Source organism: Pseudomonas sp. GV105 (assembly GCF_003058185.1).
Taxonomy (GTDB): Bacteria; Pseudomonadota; Gammaproteobacteria; order Pseudomonadales; family Pseudomonadaceae; genus Aquipseudomonas; species Aquipseudomonas veronii.
The window spans coordinates 238,856-260,559 of the sequence record NZ_QBUF01000011.1 but is presented as its reverse complement, the minus strand read 5'-3'; the positions used below and the strand labels follow the sequence as shown (position 1 = coordinate 260,559).

15 protein-coding genes are annotated in these 21,704 nt (G+C 61.0%); 2 read left to right on the top strand and 13 right to left on the bottom strand.

Features of this window, described 5'->3' with window-relative positions; all coding sequences use genetic code 11:
• Positions 1–380 precede the first annotated feature (380 nt).
• From C8K66_RS22115 to yaaA, 13 genes are all read right to left on the bottom strand, one after another.
• A complete protein-coding gene (locus C8K66_RS22115; protein WP_046384632.1) occupies positions 381–1,832 on the bottom strand; it encodes a mannose-1-phosphate guanylyltransferase/mannose-6-phosphate isomerase in 1,452 nt (483 codons plus the stop codon).
• 221 nt (positions 1,833–2,053) lie between these two features.
• Positions 2,054–2,707, bottom strand: a complete 654-nt coding sequence (locus C8K66_RS22105; RefSeq protein WP_046384631.1) for an alginate O-acetyltransferase AlgF — start codon at positions 2,705–2,707, stop codon at positions 2,054–2,056.
• A 16-nt stretch (positions 2,708–2,723) separates the two neighbouring features.
• Positions 2,724–3,908, bottom strand: coding sequence for an alginate O-acetyltransferase (locus C8K66_RS22100; RefSeq protein ID WP_046384630.1), 1,185 nt, complete (start codon positions 3,906–3,908; stop codon positions 2,724–2,726).
• A gap of 11 nt (positions 3,909–3,919) precedes the next feature.
• Positions 3,920–5,452 (bottom strand): MBOAT family protein, encoded by a 1,533-nt coding sequence (locus C8K66_RS22095; RefSeq protein ID WP_046384629.1) that lies wholly within the window; start codon positions 5,450–5,452, stop codon positions 3,920–3,922.
• A 196-nt stretch (positions 5,453–5,648) separates the two neighbouring features.
• Positions 5,649–6,758, bottom strand: a complete 1,110-nt coding sequence (locus C8K66_RS22090) for a mannuronate-specific alginate lyase (RefSeq protein ID WP_090234772.1) — start codon at positions 6,756–6,758, stop codon at positions 5,649–5,651.
• An 8-nt stretch (positions 6,759–6,766) separates the two neighbouring features.
• Positions 6,767–8,215, bottom strand: a complete 1,449-nt coding sequence (locus C8K66_RS22085) for an alginate O-acetyltransferase (RefSeq protein ID WP_046385355.1) — start codon at positions 8,213–8,215, stop codon at positions 6,767–6,769.
• 11 nt (positions 8,216–8,226) lie between these two features.
• Positions 8,227–9,816: a mannuronan 5-epimerase AlgG gene (gene algG, locus C8K66_RS22080; RefSeq protein ID WP_108525928.1), complete on the bottom strand. Its 1,590-nt coding sequence runs from the start codon at positions 9,814–9,816 to the stop codon at positions 8,227–8,229.
• Complete coding sequence (locus C8K66_RS22075; RefSeq protein ID WP_057004281.1) at positions 9,816–11,303, bottom strand: alginate export family protein; 1,488 nt, start codon at positions 11,301–11,303, stop codon at positions 9,816–9,818. Before C8K66_RS22075 ends, algG begins: the two co-directional genes overlap by 1 nt.
• Positions 11,300–12,802 (bottom strand): alginate biosynthesis TPR repeat lipoprotein AlgK, encoded by a 1,503-nt coding sequence (gene algK, locus C8K66_RS22070; protein WP_169863729.1) that lies wholly within the window; start codon positions 12,800–12,802, stop codon positions 11,300–11,302. The genes C8K66_RS22075 and algK overlap by 4 nt, the downstream gene beginning before the upstream one ends.
• A gap of 8 nt (positions 12,803–12,810) precedes the next feature.
• Positions 12,811–13,977 (bottom strand): alginate biosynthesis protein Alg44, encoded by a 1,167-nt coding sequence (locus C8K66_RS22065; RefSeq protein WP_017848639.1) that lies wholly within the window; start codon positions 13,975–13,977, stop codon positions 12,811–12,813.
• Between the two features lie 38 nt (positions 13,978–14,015).
• On the bottom strand, positions 14,016–15,497 hold the full coding sequence (gene alg8 / locus C8K66_RS22055) for a mannuronan synthase (RefSeq protein WP_017848640.1): 1,482 nt from the start codon (positions 15,495–15,497) through the stop codon (positions 14,016–14,018).
• 83 nt (positions 15,498–15,580) lie between these two features.
• Positions 15,581–16,897 carry a nucleotide sugar dehydrogenase gene (locus C8K66_RS22050; protein WP_046384626.1) on the bottom strand — a complete coding sequence of 439 codons (1,317 nt, stop codon included), beginning with the start codon at positions 16,895–16,897 and terminating at the stop codon, positions 15,581–15,583.
• An 887-nt stretch (positions 16,898–17,784) separates the two neighbouring features.
• A complete protein-coding gene (yaaA, locus tag C8K66_RS22045) occupies positions 17,785–18,564 on the bottom strand; it encodes a peroxide stress protein YaaA (protein ID WP_046384625.1) in 780 nt (259 codons plus the stop codon).
• Between the two features lie 131 nt (positions 18,565–18,695).
• Between yaaA and C8K66_RS22040 the strand changes: the two genes are divergently transcribed.
• Positions 18,696–19,820: a polysaccharide deacetylase family protein gene (locus tag C8K66_RS22040; RefSeq protein ID WP_108525926.1), complete on the top strand. Its 1,125-nt coding sequence runs from the start codon at positions 18,696–18,698 to the stop codon at positions 19,818–19,820.
• Between the two features lie 349 nt (positions 19,821–20,169).
• Positions 20,170–21,564: a PhoH family protein gene (locus C8K66_RS22035; protein ID WP_017848644.1), complete on the top strand. Its 1,395-nt coding sequence runs from the start codon at positions 20,170–20,172 to the stop codon at positions 21,562–21,564.
• Positions 21,565–21,704 lie beyond the last annotated feature (140 nt).

Below are 21,704 nucleotides of genomic sequence, written 5' to 3'. Positions count from 1 at the left end.
AGTCACTGGTAGGAGAGTCCGTTGGACTGCGAGAAGTGGACGACAACGTGTGGGACATGTACCTATGTAACTATCCACTGGGTAGGCTAGACAGCAGTGCAAGCCGGCTGTCCAGCACCCAGAAACGTAAAGGATGTCCCCGGTCTCGTTTGTAAAGGATGTCTCCGTCTGTACACCCCGAGAGGCCCTCACAGCCAGCACAAATCCCAAACAAAAAGCCCCCTCCCACCTTTGATCTGTGAATACATTCAAATGTGGGAGGGGGCTTGCCCCCGATGAGGCCCTCACAACCAGCGCAAATCCCAAACAAAAAGCCCCCACCCAAGCCACTGCGGATAGGGGACGCAATGACCTGGGCGAGGGCTTCTTTTACGACTGTTTTACTGCGCGATCGTTTTCACCGACACGCCACGTTCCACCGGCGTCGAGCGACCGTAGATATCCTCAAACCGCTCGATATCGTCTTCGCCCAAATAGCTGCCCGATTGCACTTCGATGATCTCCAGCGGGATCTTGCCCGGGTTGCGCAGGCGGTGTACCGAGGCGATCGGGATGTAGGTGGACTGGTTCTCGCAGAGCAGGAACACGTTCTCGTCACAGGTGACTTCGGCGGTGCCGCTGACCACGATCCAGTGTTCGGCGCGGTGGTGGTGCATCTGCAGCGACAGGCACGCGCCCGGCTTGACCGAGATGTGCTTGACCTGGAAGCGCCCGCCCATGTCGACCGAGTCGTAGGAGCCCCACGGACGGTAGACTTCGCAGTGGTTCTGGGTTTCGCTGCGCCCTTGTTCGTTGAGGGTGGCGACCATCTGCTTGACGCCCTGGACCTTGTCCTTGTGGGCAATCATCATCGCGTCCTTGGTTTCCACCACCACGATGTTTTCCAGGCCGATCACCGACACCAGCTTGCCGTTGCCGTGGATCATGCAGTTCTTGCTGTCCTGGATCACCACGTCGCCTTTGGTGACGTTGCCGTTGACGTCTTTATCGTTGACCGCCCACAGCGACGCCCAGCAACCCACGTCGCTCCAGCCCGCGCTCAGCGGCACCACGCAGGCGCGCTGGGTTTTTTCCATCACCGCGTAGTCGATGGAATTGTCCGGGCAGCAGGCGAAGGTGGCTTCGTCGAAGGTCACGGTGTCGGCGGTCTGCTCGCTGCGTTCCAGGGTCAGCACGCAGGTGTCGTAGATGTCCGGGTCGTGCTTTTTCAGCTCTTCGAGGAAGCGGCTGGCGCGGAACAGGAACATGCCGCTGTTCCAGAAGTAACCGCCGCTTTTGACGAACTCGACGGCGCGTTTTTCATCGGGTTTTTCCACGAACTGTTGTACGCGGCTCACGCCTTCGGGCAGCAGCGAATCGTTGGCGGACTTGATGTAGCCATAACCGGTTTCCGGACGGGTCGCCGGCACGCCGAACAGCACCATCTCGCCACGCTCGGCGGCCACGGTGGCCAGGGCCAGGGCGCGTTGCAGGGCTTTCTGGTCGTCGATCACATGGTCGGCCGGCAGCACCAGCATCAGCTCATCGCGGCCTTCGTTGACCAGCATCATCGCGGTCAGCGCCACGGCTGGCGCGGTGTTGCGGCCGAAGGGTTCCATCAGGATGCGCTGGGCTTCCAGCTTGCGCACGCTCAGTTGCTCGTTGACGATGAACCGATGGTCTTTGTTGCAGACCACGATTGGGGTGTCCATGCCATCGAATACCAGGCGCTCCAGGGTTTGCTGGAACAGCGTGTGCTCGCCGGTCAGGGCCAGGAACTGTTTAGGAAACTGTTTGCGCGAAAGCGGCCAAAGACGTGAGCCGCTACCACCGGAAAGGATTACTGGGATCATGCGGTTTCTCCTTGAATCGATTTGGGTCAGAGCTACGAAGGTTTGTCGTTCCACTCTTGTTTTTGTCTCGGTCCGAACTGACGCCTCTGCCCTCTGTAGGCGCGAGCTTGCTCGCGAAGAACTTCCAGACACCGCGTACATCCAGAATGCCCGCGTCATCAGTGGCGATTTTCGCGAGCAAGCTCGCTCCTACAGTGGGTTGCTGTCAGTCCGAGAAATGTTTAGCGGGTCGACACGGGGCGTTTCACCCACACTGGCGACAGGCTTGAACCGGAGCCGGTGATGTACAGCACCGCCGCCTCACCACGCTCCAGGGCTACCGGTTTTACGTCGCCGACTTTCTTGTCGCCGTCGTACAGCGCCAGGCTGACCTTCACCGGGTTGATTTCACGCTCGCCACGGCCTTTGGCGGCGACGGCCTTGACCACGTCGGTCTTGCCGTCGGCGGTTTTCAGGGTCAGGGCCTTGTCGCTGAGGTTCTGCACGCGCACCAGGGATTTCTGTTTGTTCTTGAACGGCGGTTCTTCGATCAACTGCGGCTGACCGCTGCTGTTGTTGACCAGGGTGTAGTAGTGGTCGGCGGCGAGCTTGACCGACACGGTCTGGCTGCCCACCTTGGCGCTGTAGTCGCCGCCGGGCATGAAGCTGAAGTCGCTGCTGGCCAACGGGGCGACGTCGCTCAGGTTGGTGGCGCCGACGGTGGCGCTGACTTCCTGATTGGAGGCGTTATAGACACGCACGAAGCTCGAGCCTTTCGGTGCGACAGGGCCGTACAAGGCCGCGTCACCGGCGAAGGCGGACATCGATACAACGCTCATGCCGGCAACCAGGGCCAGGGTCTTGGCGAGACGACGCGGAGTAGTAGTGAAAGTCATGTGAGTTACCTCTCTTTCAGTTTTGCGCCCGTTCGGGCGTCTCGGATTTTGGGTGTTTAGCTGGAGTGTTCAGAGCCATGTTCTGTTGGCGCGCACCGGCTTGTTTGAGTTGCGCGACCCACTGCGGGTCGGCATCGCCGATTTCGTTGTTGACAGGAAGATAGCGTTCGGGGAACTCCCAGATCAGCACCTGGGGCGGGCGGTTCTTGAAGTCATCGCTTTTGAGGTAGCTGAGCATCGGCAGGATCGGGCCATGGCCGTCTTCGGCGTAGCTGATCACGTCGCTGCCCAGGGCTTGCTTGAGCGCCCCGACGAAGTTCCAGTTGGGGTTGGCGCTGTAGCTGGTGCCGACCAGTGCCACCGGGGTTTCGCTGTCGCTGAACAGCGCGTCGTCGCCTTTGGTTTCGGCCAGGTGCGTGACGCGTTTTTCCAGCGGCTCCTTGGGCGGCATCAGGTTTTCGAACAGCGGGTCGAGTGGCAGGAACAGGCGCAGGTCGCCCTTGTGCGGTGCGGTTTTCTCGGCCTCGGTGACAAAGCGCTGCGGTTCGCCGCTCAGTGGGGCCTTGTCGGCGATCGCCTTGGCCAGTTGCTTGGCGGCGATTTCGGCACCGTCCGGGGTCCAGTGGGTGTCGGTGCGCAGGAACACTTGCTGGCCGCCGAGCTTGGCCTGTTGCAGCGGGCCAAGCAGGTCGGGGGCGAGGATCTTGTCGGCGGCGACACGGGCGTGGAAGTCCTGGTACAGGTTGGCGTGGATGCTCGCCGGTTTCACGTCACCCAGGTGTTCCGGGTACAGGCGCACCTTGGCCGGCACGATGGCGAGCACCAGTTGAATGCCTTGGGCCTTGAGCTGCTGGCGCACGCCTTCGACCAGGGCGTAGTTGCCCTCCAGGTTCTGCTCTTCGTTGACGGCGGGGTTGAACTCCTCGTCGCTGTACAGCCAGTGATCGCGGCCCAGCACCACGCCGGGGCGGCCTTCATTGAACAGCTTGTAGTCCAGCGCGGCCCAGAGGTTGGTGCCCAGGCGCTTGATCGGGAACTGTTCGTCGTAGTGGGTCTCGACGGCTTTGGTCCAGCGGCCGTTGAGCACGGTGGCGTCGGCATTGGTGCTGAAGCCGAAGAAACCGCGCAACGACCAGGCGCCCAGGGCGAGCAGCACCACCAGGAACAGGCTGATATAGAGGACGCGCAATGATCGGGTCATGGTCGGCTCCCTCAGAATTGGAAGTAAAGGAACGGCGAGAAACTCTGCGCCGACAGTTTCAGAATCGACGCCACGAACAGCAGCAGCACGGCAGCGCGCATGGCGTAGCGTGGCCAGTCAGCGGTCCAGTAGGCCGGTTGCACGGCGGCGTCTTTGCCCACGGTGAAACCTGGCTGGTGGATGCTGCCTGGGTCGTCGCCCGGTACGGCCTTGATCAGGCTCGGGTCGGCCGCCTTGGTTTTCTCGGCAGGGCGGTTGCTGTAGAAGTCGCGCAGGCCAAAGAACGCCAACGTTGCGTAGGCCACCACCAGGGTCGCCACTTGCAGGCCGGTGAGGCTGGCGCGGTTGAGTTCCGACAGCGACCATTCGCCAAAGCTGAACATCGCGCCGTACATGCGCCCGGCGACGTGCAGGTTTTCGGAACGGAAGATCACCCAGCCCATCACCACCAGCAGGAAGGTCAGCGCCCAGCGGATCGGGTTGAAGCTGCGCGGCGAGGTGTTCAGGCCGATGGCTTTCTCGATCGCCAGCCACATGCCGTGCCAGGCGCCCCACACGATGTAGGTGATGTTCGCGCCGTGCCACAGACCACCGAGCAGCATGGTCAGGAACAGGTTGCGGTAGGTGATCAGCGTGCCTTTACGGTTGCCGCCCAGGGTGATGTAGAGGTAGTCGCGCAGCCAGGTCGACAGGCTGATGTGCCAGCGCCGCCAGAACTCGGTGATCGACTGGCTGATGTACGGCTGCTTGAAGTTTTCCATGAAGCGGAAACCCATCATCAAGCCCAGGCCGATGGCCATGTCGCTGTAGCCGGAGAAGTCGAAGTACAACTGCGCGGTGTACGCCAGCGCACCGAGCCAGGCATCACCGGTGGTGGGGTTTTGCAGGGCGAAGCAATGGTCGGCCACCACCGCCAGGGTGTCGGCGATGAAGACCTTCTTGATGAACCCCTGCATGAACCGCGTACAGCCTTCGGAGAACTTGTCGAGGGTGTGGGTGCGGTTGTTGAACTGGTCGGCCAGGTCGCGAAAGCGCAGGACGGGGCCGGCGATCAGGTGCGGGAAGATCGCCACGAACGCGGCAAAGTCGATGAGGTTGCGCGTGGCCGGAGTGTCGCCGCGATACACGTCGATGATGTAGCTGATGGACTCGAAGATGTAGAACGAGATCCCGATCGGCAACAGTACGTGGGTCAGGATGAATGGCTCCAGGCCCGCCGACTTCATCATCACGTTGATGCTGTCGACGCCGAAGTTGGCGTACTTGAAGTAGCCGAGGATGCACAGGTCGACCGCCACGCCCAGCAGCAGCCAGCGTTGCGCCGGCTTGGTACGCACGCCGGCGGCACCGACCTTGAGGCCGATCCAGTAATTCCACAGCGTGACGGCGGCGAACAGCGCCAGGAAGTCCACTCGCCACCAGGCGTAGAACACGTAGCTGGCCAGTAGCAGCAGCAGGTTGCGATAGCGTTGCCCGCTCAAGTAGTACAAGCCGAGAAAGATCGGCAAGAACAGAAACAGGAACACATTGGACGAGAAAACCATCCCGATCTCTCCATGTTTAACCAACAGTCAAGGGCCGCAGCCCCCCCAAACCCCCCCCACGAATCCGGGGGGAGGTTGTATTGCTCAAATGTGGGAGGGGGCTTGCCCCCGATGGCGGTGTAACAGTCGCCATCTGTGTTGAATGACACACTGCTATCGGGGGCAAGCCCCCTCCCACATTTCTAACCGCGTTTCGTCAGATGCCTTTGTTGCCTTTTTCGTGCGTCGGGTCGTAGACCTTGGTCAGGTCGCCCCCGAGGCGGAAGGTCTTGAACGGCTGCATCCCATGTTTGCGCTCGAGCACATCCGGTGCGCAGGTGTAGAGGGTGCAGAAGGGTTCAAGCCAGGCGAATTTCATGTCTTCCTTGAGGTCCTTCATGTCCTGCTCTTTGCCGTTCTTCTGCTCGAAGATCTGCGGGTCCTTGACCCCGGCCAGCACCTTGTCGCCCAGGCGTTTGAGCGCGCCGTTGTTTTCCTGGCGCAGATCCACGCCGTTGACCAGGGCAAAACTGGCGATCATCGACAGCGGCGGCAGGGCGTAGTTGTGGTACGACAGCGCGCGTTGCTGGCGCTTCAGCTCGTTGGGCAGGAAGCCCTGGTCGTCGACCTGGTTGGCGCCGACTTTGTATTCCTTCACCGCCCAGTCAAACAGGTCGCGACGGTTGGTGGCGATGGACGTCGCCATCACCGACCAGGCGGCCCAGTAGGAGTGGTTGTTGGTTTTTTCCAGCGGCAGGTTGTCCCAGTCGCTCACCACCTGATCGGCCAGCCGGTTGAACCAGGCTTCGATCAGTTGCGATTCCTGCTGATGGTTGGCCAGCGGGTGCGAGTCGGAGAACTTCAGGCGCACATAGGCCGAGGCCATGCTGCCCAGCGCCCATTTGCGCATGGATTTGCCGGTGTGGTTGAAGTCCTTGGACATCAACGCATCCGCCTTGGCCCAGCTGGTCAGCCAGTTGAGTGTGCATTCCAACTGTTCCGGGCGACCGTCGCGCATGAACTGCATCACGCGCTTGCTGGTGTCTTTTTCCAGCTTGGTGATGTCGGCGGTGCTGTCGCGGAAGGCTTTTTCCGACTGCACGTTCAGCGTGGAACGGGCCTTGTCCGAGCCTTCGTACTTGCTGCGAAACTGCAGCGAGCCGGTGTACGGCGCCGGCATGGCGTCGCAGCCGTCCTTGAAGTCGCCGGTCTTGAACGCTTCCACCGGGGCGAAATAACCCTGGGGCGGACGCAGTGGCGCGGCGGCATTCACAGAACCGGCGAAGATCGCCAGGCCCAGCAATGTGGGGATCAATAACTTCTGCATAGGTAACCTCATTGCCCGAGTGAGGCAGTCTTCTGACCGCCGCTTGGGAATACGTTGCGTGTGCAAATTTTCGCTTCGACTTTCTGCGCGGCAGCACCCGCTTCGGGGCCCTGCACTTCCACGGCCAGCAAGTTCTGCGAGGCCCAGTCTTCGTCGGTGCGCAGTTCAAAGGCGAAACGCCCGTCTGTATCGGATGTTTCGGGTTTTTCGATCTTGATGTCCTCGTGGCGCCCGTTCATGTACCAGAGGGTGGCTTGCAAGGTTTTCACCGACGGGTCGGCGAAGCGGATGTCGACCTGATGGTTGGCGTTGCGCAGGTCTTTGTTCGAACTGTTGACCAGCAATTCGTTCTTGCCGGGTTTCAGGGTGGCGCTGGCGCTCATCTGCGCGGTCTTGCCTTCGCAGCCGTTGTCCAGCAGCGCCATCATCTGGCGGTAGATGGTTTCCTGGTCGAGGCGGTACAACGGCGAGAATTCCCAGATCAGGATTTTCGGCGGCGTCTTCTGGAACTCGTCGCTGCCCAGGTACTGGATCATCGAGCCTTCCAGGCCGCCGCCGGGGAAGGCGACGTTGAGGATGTCGGCGCCGATTTCCTGTTCGAGGAAGCCGGCGAAGTTGTAGTTCTTGCCGCTGTGGCTGGTGCCGACCAGGGTGATCTGCGGGTTGCCCGAATCGCCGAACAGGTCGCCGTCGCCGGCTTCGCCCTTGGGCTCGGTGGTGAACTGGTCCATGTACTGGATCGCGTAGCTGGTGCCGCACAGTTGCCCGGCCATGTTGTGCAGGGTGCCGGTCTTGCCCATGCGCCCGGAGCGCTTGGTTTCGAATTCGCGCTTGGGAATCTCGGCGAACTCGGGCATCGCGCGCACTTTGGCGCCGACGATTTTCGCGGTGCGCTGGGCGCCGTAAGGGGTCCAGTGCTGGTCGCCGCGGAAGTAGAAATCGTGGGCCGGCAATTCATCGGGCAACTGCTCGTTGGTCAACGGCGACAGGTCCGGCACCACGTAGCCCATCTTGGCGAAACGGCCGAGCATGCTCTTGTAGTTGCCCAGGGCCTTGTCGAAATCGAACGCGGCTTTCTCTTCGGGGTTGAGCTTGTTGCGGTTCACCAGGCCACGGGTCGGCTGGTAGACCACCACCAGTTCCACGCCCTTGGCCTTGAACGCATCGTGCAGCTGTTGCATGCGTTTGTAGCCGGCGGGGCTGGTGTCGAATTCGGTGCGCAGGTCTTCCTGGGTACGGAACAGCCAGTCGCCCTGGGCTTGCACCAGGGTGGTGAAGTTCTGCTGGTAGCGCGTGGTGTAGTTCTTCGCGTCGTGGGCCGCCGGGCACAGGCTGCAGCACGGTTCGGCGCTGAAGGTCGGCGCCTTGATCTCGTCGGCGCGCACGCCCTGGCTGGCCGCGAGCAGGCCGAGGGTCAGACCCGAGAGGCTCAACAGTTTGATCATGTGTGGGTGCATAAGGGTCATCCTCAGTCCTGCATTTCGGTCTGGCGTTCGACAGGGTCGATCAGCACGGCTTTCTGCTGGCGTACCAGCAGGTCGAGAATTTCTTCCTGACGATCGCCCAGCACGCCGGAGAAGCTGATGCCGCTGGATTTGGTCGGCGCCAGCATCGACACGCGGTACAGCTCGATACTCAACGGCGAGTCGATCGACAGCGGCCCGCTGCCGTTACCGGCCAGTTCGCCGCCGACCACGATCAGCGAGACCTTGGTGTCGAACGGGTCGAGGGCGATGTCGCGGTCGGTGTCGGTCAGGTCCTTGATGTGGCCATAGACGCCGGTCAGCCCGTTGGCCATCGAGGTGTTTTCGTACAGCTTGATGTTGACGCTGTTGCGTATGCGGATGCCGTGGCGACGGTTGGCAATCACCTTGTTGCCCCACAGCAGGTTGTCGCCGCTCTCATAGAGGGTGATGCCGTCGGTGTGGTTGCGGTAGATCTCGTTGTCGGCGATCAGGTTGTTCACGCTGTTACGGTCGATCACCAGGCCCGAGAGCTTGTTGTCGTAGCTGCGGTTGTTGAAGATGAAGCTGTCGTTCACTTCCCGGGAAATGATGATGCCGTGCTTCTTCTTGGTGCCGTAGACGGTGTTGTCCGCGATGATCAGGCCGTGGGAACGGTCGTGGGGGTCGATGCCGTAGACGATGTTGTCTTTGTAGGTGTTGCCCTTGATCACAAAGCCTTCGGTCTCGTAGCAGTAGAAGCCGTACCACATGTCCGAGAACTCGGAGTCGATGATCCAGCCGGTCGGCTCAGGGCGCTTGAGCACCTTGGCCATGTTCGGCGTGTACTGGGAAATACTCACCCCATACGACTTACTGTTGGCGTAACCGAAACTGGCCATTTTGGTGTTGGCGATGTAGGTCTCGGTGCCGCCCCAGGCCAGCAGGAACGGGCGGAACTCATTGGGCGACTGGTAGGTCGCCGGGCCGTTGGCCTTTTCTTTCCAGCCGGTGATCTTGGTATCGCGCACGAACAGCTGGCCGTCGTTGATCAGGAACGCACCGGCCTCCTGGGACAGGCGCAGTTCTTTGGTGTGCTTGTCGATGTCGAGGATGCCCTTGCGCCCGACCACGATCGGCAACTTGGCGAGGAACACGCCCGGCGAGGTTTCGCTGAGGTACTGCTTGGGCACTTTGCCCAGCAGGTCCTTGAGGTTCATGTAGCCGTCGTCGATAAAGATCGCCTGGGGAATGCCGTGCTGGCGCACCACCCACTCGGCCATCTTGTTGTCGCCGCCGATGAAGTCCTTCAGCGCGTCTTCCTGCATCATGCGGCGGATGCTGATTTTGCCCGGCTTGGTTCTGACGATTTTCTTTTCCATCGCCGCGGCGGTGTAGCCCGACAGGTCCGGCAGGGCCGGCTTGGGCATTTCCAGCGGCGCGGTCGGCGGGCTGGAAATGGTGTAGGTCTTGGCCTGTTGCAGTTCTTTGGCGATGGTCGGCGCCTTGACCGGCTGCGCGGTATCGGCGAAGGCTGTGGCATTGGCCATCAGCATCGCGGTCACCAGCAAGCATCTGCCTGTGAAGGGGTGAGCAATCATTGCGCGGGCTCCCATCAGAACTTCCAGATCACGTCGACAAAGGCGCGATGCATGTACGAGTCGACCTGGCTGCCATAAGCGTCGCCCGGTTTGAACACGCCGGCACGAAAGCGCACCAGGGCCGACGGTTCGTCGATCGACTGGCTGAGCGCGGCCGGCAGCAGGCCTTTCTTGAAGTACTTGGTGACGACCAGGTCCATCTCCTGGCCCAGGTCTTTCTTGCCGTCTTCAAGGGGCAGGGAGGTGCTGGACAGGATCGCGCCGGTCACGTCGTCGGTGTTGTTCTGCACGGCGTCGATGCCGTTGCTGCCCACCGGCTTGTTGCCGTCGACGCGCCAGAACTTGTGGTACACCAGGCTGGCGTCGTAGTCCTCGCGCAACTGCCAGGAGCCGAACAGGCTCATGGACTGCATGTTGTTCATCTCGCCGCGGAACGCTTCGCCGAAGCGATGCAGGCGGGACTGGGTGCCGGTGAAGTTCGAGCGGTTGCTTTGCAGGCCGTTCTGTTCGTACTCGGCGCTGGCGCGGGCATAGGCCGCACCCACTTGCCACTGCGGGTCGAGGCGCAGGCGGATACCCAGGTCGGTGGCCCAGCCGCTCACGTCTTCGCTGCGCTTGGCGTTGCTCGGGCGGGTGCCGTCGGCGTTCAACGCGTTGACGGTGTCGCGGTCGCCCTGCATGCCGGTGACGCTGGCCCAGTAGTTGACGGTGTTGGTGTTGCGCCAGTTGTAGGCGTCGCTGTTGGCCTCGATGCCGAGCCAGGTCAGGTCGCCGTTCTCGCGCTTGTCCAGCGGGTCGCTGGCCACGCCGGGTTCGGCGTAGTCGAGCTTGCCGTCGTCATGGGTGTGGTGCCCGCGCAGGCCGATCCACTGGCCCGGCGTCCACTGGTAGGCGGCGTCGGCGTAGAAGTGCTGGCGGTCCTTGTCCTTGGGCGACAGTTCCTTGAGGTCGGTGCGGTATTCGCTGAAGCGTTCGGCGGCGCCGACGTTGGCCTTGAGCAGGGTGGTGTCGAAGGTCCAGTTCAGCGCTTCGATGTTGGTGTCGCGCCATTGGCCGTCGTCATTGCGCAGACGCTGGCGGCCGAACTTGAGGAGCTCGCCGGGGTAGGGCGTGAAGCCGCTGTAGCCGACCCAGAACTCGCGCAGCGCCAGGTAGTTTTTCTTCGCTGTGCGGTCGCTGTTGCTCGACTGCTCGGTGGTGTCATCCGAGGACTGCTGCAGGGTGTCGGTCTCGATGATGTCGCTCGAGGCAACGGCCTGGCCCATGGCGTAGGCGCTCCAGTTGCCGCTTTCGCCGTAGATCCACGGGCGCAGGTCGAGGCCGATGCCGTTGACGTCGCCACCCTTTTGGGTGCCGAGGTCGCGGTCGTCTTCGGACTGGCCGGTGACTTTGACTTCCAGGCCGAAGTTATTGGCTTCGGTCAGCGCGGCCAGGGTCGGGCACGACCACAGCAGGGCGAAGGTCAGGCCGATACCGGCCTGCACGAATGGATTGAGCTTCATAGGGATTCCTCGCCGTCTTCTTCTTGCAGGGCGTGCAGTTGCAGCGTGCTCTGGGCCAGGGTGCCGCGCGCGGCCAGTTCCTGTTGCACCAGGCGTTGGCCTTCGGCGCGTTGTTCCGGCGTCAGCGGGATTTCGAGCTGCGTGGCCAGGTCATTGGCCTCTGGTGTGCCCTGGGCTTTAGCCAATTGGCTGAAGACATAGGCGTTCAATGGGTCGGGCTTGGTGCCCTTGCCTTGGGAAAACAATTGCGCGATGGCGAAGTCGGCGCTGTTCTGGCCGTTGCGCGCAGCGGTCAGCAGGTGGTCCAGGGCTTTTTGCGAGTAGACCTTGCCCAGGTAGCCACGGCGGTAGATCTGGCCGAGGTAGTAGTCGGCGGCCACTTCGCGGCCCAGGGCTTTCTCGAAATGCGCTTCGGCGGCCTTGGCGTCCGCCGGCACCCACTTGCCATCGTAGTAGAGCTTGCCCAGCAACAGCTCGGCGCGCGGCTGGTCGGCGGCGCGGCCGTTGTCCAGGTACTTCATCATCTGGTCGACGTCGCCCAGTTCCGGGAAGTCGTAGAGCAATTGCGCCAGGCTGACCCAGGATGCGGGGTAGCCGGGGGCGATTTTTTCCAGCAGCGCCTGGGCGGTTTTCTCGTCGGTCTTGCCCAGCGTTGCGTCGCCCAATACGCGGGCCACGCTGTCGATGCGCTGTGCGGTGACGGTGCCGCTGCTGTAGCCGGCTTCCATTTGCTTGAGCAGTTCGGCCTGTTTTTCTGGCTCGGCTTTTTTCTGGTAGACCGTGGCCAGTTCGACGTAGCAGATGTCGGTGGTGTTCAGCGCGGCCTTGCAGATGCGCTCGACATCATCCAGATGCTGGTCGTAGGTGTCCTGGGTGCGATACAGCAGCACCTGGGCCAGACCGGCTTCCGGGTAACCGGCGGCCTGCCATTTGTTGATCTGCTGCTGGGCGTTCACGTTGGGGAAGCTGTGCGGGTATTGCAGGTACAGCATCGCCAGCGGGATCAGGGTGTTGCCTTCGCCATTGGCAAAGGCTTTTTTCAGCAGGCCTTCGGCTTCATGGTGTTCGGCGTCGGTGGCGCCGGGCTTGGCCACCAGCAGGCGCCCCAGGCGGGCCTGGGCGCGCGGCGAAATATCCGCAGCGGCGCGGTAAGTGGCCTCGGCCTGTTTGATCTGCGCCGGATCGCGTGTGCCGACCTGGATATCGGCCAGGCCCACCTGGGCCTCGCTGTAACCCAGGGTCGCCAGTTGCTGGTAATTCTGCTGCGCGGTGAGCGTGTCGCCCCGCTTGAGGGCTTCGTTGGCCAGGCGCTGGTCGGGCAGACCGGCGCAACCGGCGAGGCTGACCGCAAGGGCCAGCAACGCGACAGGACCCTTGTGGGCGCGGGCTTGCTCGCGATGCAGGCCGTGCGGTCCGTCAGGCAAACCGCACTGATCCCATCGCGAGCAAGCCCGCTCCCACAGGGATTGCGGTGTTTTCAGGAGAGTCGTCACAGGCATGTCCTCGCTTACAGTCCGGCAGCCATGGCTTTATCGATCAGCCAGTTCAGCGATGGGCCACGGTCGCTGGTGACTTCCACCGGGCGGCCAGCGTAGGCGCTGTCCAGCGGTGCGTCCGGCTTGATCTGCACGCGGATGTCGGAGGACAGGTCGGCGCTGTTCAGGCTGGTGCTGCTGACGATGGTGCCGGTGCGGGTCTGTTCTTCGTCGGCGACCTGGAAGTTCACCGGGGTACCTGGGCGAACGTCAGCGAACTGGCGGTAGGAGAAGCGTGCTTCCACGTTGGCCAGGCTGCCGCGAGGCACCAGTTGGAAGATCACGTCGCCTTTGCTTGCGTATTGACCGTCGGCCACCATTTGCTGGGCCACGATGCAGTCGCAAGGCGAGGTCAGGGTGCCGGTCATTTGCTTGCCGAACAGTTCTTCGACCTTGGCCGGTTGCAGTTGGTCTTCGTCCAGATGGCCCTTGAGCACGTCGAGCATGCTGGTGCTGAAGGTCGCGAGCGGCGCGCCTTTGGCCGCCACCGCGTCGCCTTTGAGCAGGCTTTGCACGGTGCCGTCGCGGGGCATGGTCACGTTCATGCCGGGCACGCTGACCAGGCCGGCCTGGGCGTGGCTGACGAAGTACATGCCGTACAGCGATTTGAAGACGAAACCGAATGCCGCCAGGCCCACCAGGAAGATCGCCAGGCTGAACGTCACGGCGCGCAGGCGGCCGAAGACGCTCATGTTGCTGCCGCCGTCCTTGACCTTGCGCGCCTTGGTGAAGTTGTCGCGTTGCAGGGTGGCGAGTACGTCGCCCATGGTCACGATATCGCCCGACAGGTGCGACGTGATCAGGTGACGCAGCGTGGAAATATCCTGCGCGTCGAGGTTCTGGAACTGGCAACCGGTGCGCCCGCTCTGGCGGTCGTAGGAGCGAATCTGCAGCTCCACATCCATCGCCAGGCCGAGGTTGTCGATGACAAATTGCAGGCGACCCTTGTGCACTTCGCCAACGATCAGCGGCTGGGTGGCGGTGAACGCCAGGCCGCCGGCGGACAGGTCGATGACCCGTGCTTCGGTCGGCGTGCGGTCAGTGTTGAAAAAGCGCAACTTGGCCGGGATTTTGACCCGGGCGTGCTGGCGTTGGGCTTCGGATTCGTGGACAACGTTGGCGTTTACTTGGCTGTTCATCAGGGCAATTTCCTAGAGTTAATTCAGGCTTGGCAGGGTCAGACCATCATCAGCAACACGGCGACGAAAATGCTGCCGGCGGAGAAGGTCATGGTCCGAGACGACCAGGTGTTGAACCAACGTTGAAAGCTGGCCAAATCGCGGGTCAGTTTGGTGTCCTGGCGGGTCCAGGACTGTTGATCGAGGCGGAAGAACACGTAGATTTTCACCAGCGCGCCCATGATCTGGTTGTAATAGAGAATCACCGGGTACGCCGGGCCGATCCTGTGTCCGGAGCACGACAGCAGCACGGTCAGGATCAGGCGGGTGATGCCGATCCACAGCAGGTACGCGAGGATGAACGCGCCGCCGTACTTGAAGGTGGCGATGATCGCCACGGTCAGGCCGAGCAGCGAGGTCCACATCGACACGCGCTGGTCGAACAGCACCACGCTGGTGAACAGGCCGAGGCGACGTACACCCAGGCCCAGGGCGCGGGAGTTCTGGCGCAGGTTGTTGCCGTACCAGCGGAACATCAGCTTGCGGCTGGCTTTGATAAAGCTCTTTTCCGGCGGGTGCTCCACGGTGTTGATTGCGGCATCCGGTACGTAGAAGGTGTCGTAGCCCAGGCGCATCAGGCTGAACCAGCTGGACTTGTCGTCGCCGGTCAAAAACTTGAAGCGGCCCAGGCGCCAGTGTTGCAGCGAGTCGCTTTCCACATCGGCGATAAAGCCCGGGTCGGTGACCACGCTGGCGCGGAACACCGACATGCGCCCGGTCATGGTCAACACGCGCTTGGACAGGGCCATCGAGCACATGTTGATGTGGCGCTGGGCGAAGCGCAGTTTGTGCCATTCGCTCATGATGTAGCCGCCGCGCACTTCGCAGAACTCGTTGGTGGTCAGGCCGCCGACATTGCCGAACAGCTGGAACCACGGCACGGTTTTGCGCACGACGCCTTCGGCGAGCACGGTGTCGCCATCGATCACTGCAACCACGGCGCGGTCATCCGGCAAGTGGCGGGAGATGGCGCGGAAACCGAAGGCCAGGCCGTCGCGCTTGCCGGTGCCGGCGATACGCACGAAGTCGAGCTTCACATGGCCCGGCGGGTTCATGCGTTCCCACAGGCTTTTCACCAGCAGTTCATCGGACATTTCCACCAGCGAGCAGACCACGGTGGTGGGGAAGCCGCATTCGATCGCTTCGCGGATCACCGAGCTGTAGACCTGCGCGGTGGTCAGCGCATCGATCCGGAAACTGGTGACCATCAGGAACACATGGGACGGGTCCGCGGCCTTGCCCAACTTGCGCACTTTGCGCCGCAGGTGGGGGTAGACCACGTACAGGAACAGCATGCCGCGAAAGAAATGCGTCGCACCCATCGAGTAGCGCCAGATACCGACGGCGCCAATCAGGAAAATAAAATTCTTCGACTCGGAGTCGAACGTACTCGCCGGCAACAGCAGGGCGAGTCCCATCAGCAGGCTCAAGAAGAACAGCCAGCCGGCGGATTGGAGCAGTACGTGTTTTAACTTGGACATAGGCGTCATCCGCAGGTGAAGGAGGTTTCGAGCTGCAAGCGCTGGGGATCAGGACGCCGGCAGCCCGAAACTTGCGGTTGCTGTTACCAGCAAATACCTTCGGTACGGCCGCTCACACTGGTGGCCTTGGACATGAAGCCCACCAGGTCGACCACTTGCTTGCCGTGCGGTGCGTTATGGGCCAAGGCCCGGAACTTCTCGTCACGGTTGCCGAGGATGATCACGTCGCAGTTGTTGATCACATCGTCGAAGTCCGAGTTGAGCAGGGACGACACGTGCGGGATCTTGCCTTCGATGTAGTCCTTGTTCGCGCCGTGGACACGGGCGTACTCGACGTTGCTGTCGTAGATGCTCAGGTCGTAACCCTTGCCGATCAGCATTTCCGCCAGCTCCACCAGGGGGCTTTCGCGCAGGTCATCGGTGCCGGCCTTGAAGCTCAGGCCCAGCAGGGCGACTTTGCGTTTGTCGTGGCCGGCGACGATGTCGAAGGCGTTCTGCACCTGGGATTCGTTGCTGCGCATCAGCGAGTTGAGCAGCGGCGCTTCCACGTCCAGCGAGCCGGCGCGGTAGGTCAGGGCGCGCACGTCTTTGGGCAGGCACGAGCCGCCGAACGCGAAGCCCGGGCGCATGTAGTACTGGGACAGGTTGAGGGTCTTGTCCTGGCAGACCACTTCCATCACTTCGCGCCCGTCGACGCCGACGGCCTTGGCGATGTTGCCGATCTCGTTGGCGAAGGTCACCTTGGTGGCGTGCCACACGTTGCAGGTGTACTTGATCATTTCGGCAACGGCGATGTCCTTGCGGATGATCGGCGCGTCGAGTTCTTCGTACAGCGATTGCAGGACATCACCGGAGGCTTTGTCGAATTCGCCGATGACGGTCATCGGTGGCAGGTCGTAGTCGGCGATGGCGGTGGATTCACGCAGGAACTCCGGGTTGACCGCAACGCCGAAGTCGACGCCGGCTTTCTTGCCGGAGCAGTCTTCGAGGATCGGGATCACCACATTGGCCACGGTACCCGGCAATACGGTGCTGCGCACGACGATGGTGTGGCGGGTGGTCTTGTCACGCAGGACAAAGCCGATCTCGCGGCATACCGATTCGATGTAGTTGAGTTCCAGGTCGCCGTTTTTCTTGCTCGGCGTACCGACGCAAATCATCGACAGGTCGGTAGCGCGGATGGCTTCGGCGAAGTCGGTCGTACCGCGCAGTCGTCCGGTCTCGATACCCTGGCTCAGCAGCTCGCCCAGGCCCGGTTCAACGATCGGCGATTTGCCTGCGTTGATCAGGTCGATTTTTTCCTTGGAGATGTCTACGCCGACCACTTCATGGCCGCGGGCAGACAGGCAACCGGCACAGACTGCGCCAACGTAACCCAAACCAAATATGCTGATACGCATCGCATTTACCTCTGTATTAAATCATGCCATTAAATGGCCGGAGTTCATGTTTGCAAGCGTCACTGATGCCGCGAAAGTTAGGCGAATAGACGCCGACTTGCCGCGTGTAGGCATGTTGAATAACGAGTGACTAATGATTGCACTCAAGTTGTGCGCAACGTGGCCTTGTTATTGGTGCTTGCCCTGAAATGCAGCCGGCCTTCCTGGGAGAAGGGCCTGGCGCCAGTGCAACAGGGCCTTGATAAAAGGCTGTAAGCCTATAATTATCAATGCCTTGGGTTGTATCACTGACCCATTGGGGTAAGCACGGCCTTGGCCTTATAGTGTGTGGCAATCGATCCTTATCGCCGCTCTTAACTAATCGGTTGGTAATATGAGCCCAGAGTCAAAGTTTAATGTGACAACTTTGCTACTTCCGTTGGTCGCCATGTAAGTCATCTCTTACAGAAACAGAGAATTCCGTTACCGGTGGTATGAGCGGTGCTTTAGGGCTAAGTTCCTGGCCGCTCATCCTGTTTCCGGAAATTTCTTGAAATATCAGCAAAGATGGCACTGGTACTATATTGATAGCACTTGCTATTTGGGCCAGTAGTTACGGGGAGTTGGCGCGCGGGAATAGTTTTGTGCCACTAGTGATTTAAAAAAGTGGTGCCACTACGAAAAAAAATGACGAATGTCGAGTGAAATATTTGTTAGAGATGCGTCAGGATATTTTTTGACGCCAAACAATTGACGATTTCCGCTGTGAAATGCAGACAAAAATGTGCGAGGGGGCTTGCCCCCGATGGCGGTGTGTCAGTCTATCCATGTATGACTGATCCCCCCCCATCGGGGGCAAGCCCCCTCCCACATTTGATCTTTAGCGTCTATGAGGGCGGAGCAGGGCCTTATTCCGGTGCGTGATCGCGCAGGAACACCAGGTTGTCCGGCTTGGACTGCTCGGCATTGAAGCGATAACCCTGCACATCGAACTGCTTGAGCTGGGCCGGGTCGTTGATGCGCTCTTCGATCACGAAGCGGCTCATCATGCCCCGGGCCTTTTTCGCGTAGAAGCTGATGATCTTGTACTGGCCGTTCTTCAGGTCCTTGAACTCGGTATTGACGATCCGCGCATTCAGCGCCGTGCGCTTGACCGCCGAGAAGTACTCGTTGGACGCCAGGTTGAGCAGCACGTCATCGCCTTGTTCGGCCAGGGCTTGGTTGAGCCACTCGCTGATCCGGGTGCCCCAGAAGGCGTACAGGTCCTTGCCACGGGCGTTGGCCAGTTTGGTGCCCATCTCCAGGCGGTACGGCATCATCAGGTCCAGAGGGCGCAGCAGGCCGTACAGGCCCGAGAGCATGCGCAGGTGGTCCTGGGCGTAGCTGAAGTCGGCGTCGCTGAAGGTGTCGGCGTTAAGACCGGTGTACACGTCGCCCTTGAACGCCAGCAACGCCTGCTTGGCGTTGGCCGGTGTGAACGCCGGGGTCCAGCTGCCGAAGCGCGCGGCGTTGAGGCCGCCGATCTTGTCGGACACATGCATCAATTCGCTGATCTGCGCCGGGCTCAGGTGGCGCAGTTGCTCGATCAACTCCTGGGAATGGTCCAGGTACTGCGGCTGGGTAAAGCGCTGGGTCGCAGGCCTGGACTCGAAGTCGAGGGTCTTGGCGGGGGAAATCACCATCAGCATGAAGTTGGCTCCTGTAATCGTGCTTGTAACGTGGGCGGGATTCTAGGGGGTTGGGCACTTTGACTCCACCTATGATGGCGATAGGCGCGATCCGTTATGATGGCCGGTGATTCTGGAGAGGGAGACCCTGTGTGCGAATAGCGCTTTTATTGTCGGCGTGCCTGTTTTGCCTGAACGCCCACGCGGCGCCGGTGGACGTGGCCAGCCTGGATCGCGGCGTCTGGCCGGAAAAACTCAGCAGCCCTGCGCTGTTCGACGTGGCCTCGCGCGCCGAAATATTGATGTTCGCCCGCAGTCTGATCGGCAGCGAAGCCCTGGATGAAGCGGCGCTCAAACAGCGCCTGGGCCTGAAGATCATCAACCTGGCGGCCATCGACGATCTGCGTCGCCAGCTCTGGCGGCGCCTTCTGGAGAATTACACCGCTGCCCAGGAAAGTTGCGAGGAGGATGCGTCGTTCTGCTACCTGGTGGAAAACATGGACGACCTGCGCGAGCAGGCCGGCAAGTTCGAGGTCAGTGACAACTCCTTCTATATAGGCTGGGCCGGCCCGAGCCACAATTTCCACGAGCGTTACCTGGACGAGCTGCTGCGCAAAGCCGCGCTGTTCCCGCAGATCAGCAGCGAAATCGCACGTTTCGGTGACCATGAGCGCAATGGCGACGAATTCAACGACCGCCTGTTCCTGCTGACCTTCGACGGCGGCCCGGCACCGGTCAGCGGCAATACCGACTGGCTCACCGATTACCTGCGCAAGCAGAAGATGAACGCCACGTTCTTCGCCCTCGGCAGCAGCCTGCAAAACCGTGTGGAGCGCAGTTCCGTCGCGGATGTGCAGGCGCTGTATCAGGGGCAGTGCGTGGGCACTCAAGGTTGGCAGTACCGTTCCCACAGCCATTGGGTCGAATGGCAAAGTTCGATCATCCGCAGCGCCGCGCTGGCGCAGAACCTGATGCCGGAAAACTACGTGCCGCTGTTCCGTCCACCCTACGGCCAGCGCCGCGCGGACAGCCAGGGTTTCTTCCAGTCCCAGGGTTTGCAGGTGGCGTTGTGGGATATCGACTCCCAGGACGAACCGGGCAAGCTCAAGGCCGATGAGTCGGCGCAGCGGGTGCTGACATTGATGTTGTTGTGGCGCAAAGGGGTGATTGTGTTTCACGACACCCAGGACAAGGCGCGGGTCGCATTACCGATGGTATTGCAGGCAACGGCGCAAAGCGGGCTGGGTTGGCAGGACTGCCGGGAGGCGTTTCGCTGAAGAGGCTGAAGTGCCCGCTCCCGTTGGGGATGCGGCATTTTCGGGGTGATTTTGTACGATATTTCTATGCGGGCCGACTTCCGACTTTAACGGGGTAGCTGGCACTCGGCTAGTGCTATTCGTCATCCTGAAAAATAAACTTCAAAAAAACGTCAAAGTGCTTTTTCCTGTCATGGGTTTTGCGGTATTACGAAGTCAGATCGCCGAAACCTGCAACACAGGTGGCGTCTTCCAAGACTCCTCATGTGGGCACTGCACTTGACGTCACGCAAGGTGCAGTCGGTGGTCGAATCGAGGCGCAGCACTGTTGTGGTATTGCGTCGACTGGCTCCCACAAAGGTGACCGAGTATGGATGATCATGGACGTAACCCTTCTTCCGACCAGCCAATCCTTTATGTGCTTGATACCAACGTACTGATCCACGATCCGAACGCTCTGCTTAACTTCGAAGAACACCACGTCGCCATCCCGATGATCGTGTTGGAGGAACTCGACAAACTCAAAAGCGGGCATCACAGCGTGGCCGCCGAATGTCGCCAGGCCATCCGCCTGATCGACAAAACCCTGGGTGAAGCGTCACCCGAGGACGTCGAAGTCGGCGTGCCGATCCAGCGCGGCAAAAGCGGGCCCAAGGGTTTGTTGTCGATTTTGATGAGCAAGCGCAGCGAGCCCAACAGCCTGCTGCCGGAAAACCTCAACGACAACAAAATCATCAACCAATTGATCGACCTGCACGCTCGTGACAAGGACATGCGCGTGGTGCTGGTGACCAAAGACATCAATATGCGCCTCAAGGCACGAGCGTGTGGGATCGCTGCCGAGGACTACAGTACCGACCAACTGGTCGACGACGTGTCGATGCTGTCCCGTGGTTATCACACCATGACCGGCTCGTTCTGGGACCGCGTCAGCAAGGTCGAAACCCGTCAGGACCACGGTCGCACCTGGCACCAGGTGCAACTGATCGACAACCTGCCGGCGGTACACGTCAACGAGTTCATCATCGACGAACAGGGCTTCGTGGGCTGGATCAAAGAGATCCAGGTCGACAGGCTGCTGATCCTCGACCTGCATCAGGAACCCCTGTTGCACCAGGAAGCCTGGGGCCTGAAACCGCGTGATATCTACCAGAGCCTGGCGCTGTATGCGCTGCTCGACCCGGACATCCACCTGGTCAACCTGACCGGTGCCGCCGGCTCGGGCAAAACCATCCTGGCTCTGGCGGCCGCCATCGAACAGACCATGGTGACCAAACGCTATCGCCGCATCATCGCCACCCGCAGCGTGCAGGGCCTGGACCAGGAAATCGGTTTCCTGCCCGGCACCGAAGCGGAAAAAATGGAGCCGTGGCTGGGGGCGATCACCGACAACCTCGAAGCTTTGCACATGGATGACGAAAACACCCATGGCAGCGTCGACTACATCCTCAGCAAAGTGCCGTTGCAGTTCAAATCCCTCAATTACATCCGAGGTCGCAGCTTCCAGCAGAGCCTGATTTTGATCGATGAGTGCCAGAACCTCACGCCGCACCAGATGAAAACCATCATCACCCGTGCCGGCGCCGGTTCCAAAGTGGTGTGCCTGGGCAACCTGGCGCAGATCGACACCCCTTACCTGTCCGCGACCAGCTCCGGGCTGACTTACCTGACGGAACGCTTCAAAGACTTCCCGAACGGCGTGCATATCGCGCTGCAGGGAGTTCCACGTTCGATCCTGGCCGAATACGCCGAATCTCACTTGTAAACGCGGTCCATGTAGGAGCGAGCTTGCTCGCGAAGAGTGTCTACGATAACGCGGGGTCTCTGGAGCCCCGCGTTGTTCTTTGGTTTTTCGCGAGCAAGCTCGCTCCTACAGGGTTTACAATCGACGCTCCTGATCAGGAG

Coding starts and splice junctions, on each gene's coding strand:
- C8K66_RS22115 (WP_046384632.1), bottom strand. CDS start 1,832: ATGATCCCAGTAATCCTTTCCGGTGGTAGCGGCTCACGTCTTTGGCCG.
- C8K66_RS22105 (WP_046384631.1), bottom strand. CDS start 2,707: ATGACTTTCACTACTACTCCGCGTCGTCTCGCCAAGACCCTGGCCCTG.
- C8K66_RS22100 (WP_046384630.1), bottom strand. CDS start 3,908: ATGACCCGATCATTGCGCGTCCTCTATATCAGCCTGTTCCTGGTGGTG.
- C8K66_RS22095 (WP_046384629.1), bottom strand. CDS start 5,452: ATGGTTTTCTCGTCCAATGTGTTCCTGTTTCTGTTCTTGCCGATCTTT.
- C8K66_RS22090 (WP_090234772.1), bottom strand. CDS start 6,758: ATGCAGAAGTTATTGATCCCCACATTGCTGGGCCTGGCGATCTTCGCC.
- C8K66_RS22085 (WP_046385355.1), bottom strand. CDS start 8,215: ATGCACCCACACATGATCAAACTGTTGAGCCTCTCGGGTCTGACCCTC.
- algG (WP_108525928.1), bottom strand. CDS start 9,816: ATGGGAGCCCGCGCAATGATTGCTCACCCCTTCACAGGCAGATGCTTG.
- C8K66_RS22075 (WP_057004281.1), bottom strand. CDS start 11,303: ATGAAGCTCAATCCATTCGTGCAGGCCGGTATCGGCCTGACCTTCGCC.
- algK (WP_169863729.1), bottom strand. CDS start 12,802: ATGCCTGTGACGACTCTCCTGAAAACACCGCAATCCCTGTGGGAGCGG.
- C8K66_RS22065 (WP_017848639.1), bottom strand. CDS start 13,977: ATGAACAGCCAAGTAAACGCCAACGTTGTCCACGAATCCGAAGCCCAA.
- alg8 (WP_017848640.1), bottom strand. CDS start 15,497: ATGTCCAAGTTAAAACACGTACTGCTCCAATCCGCCGGCTGGCTGTTC.
- C8K66_RS22050 (WP_046384626.1), bottom strand. CDS start 16,897: ATGCGTATCAGCATATTTGGTTTGGGTTACGTTGGCGCAGTCTGTGCC.
- yaaA (WP_046384625.1), bottom strand. CDS start 18,564: ATGCTGATGGTGATTTCCCCCGCCAAGACCCTCGACTTCGAGTCCAGG.
- C8K66_RS22035 (WP_017848644.1), top strand. CDS start 20,170: ATGGATGATCATGGACGTAACCCTTCTTCCGACCAGCCAATCCTTTAT.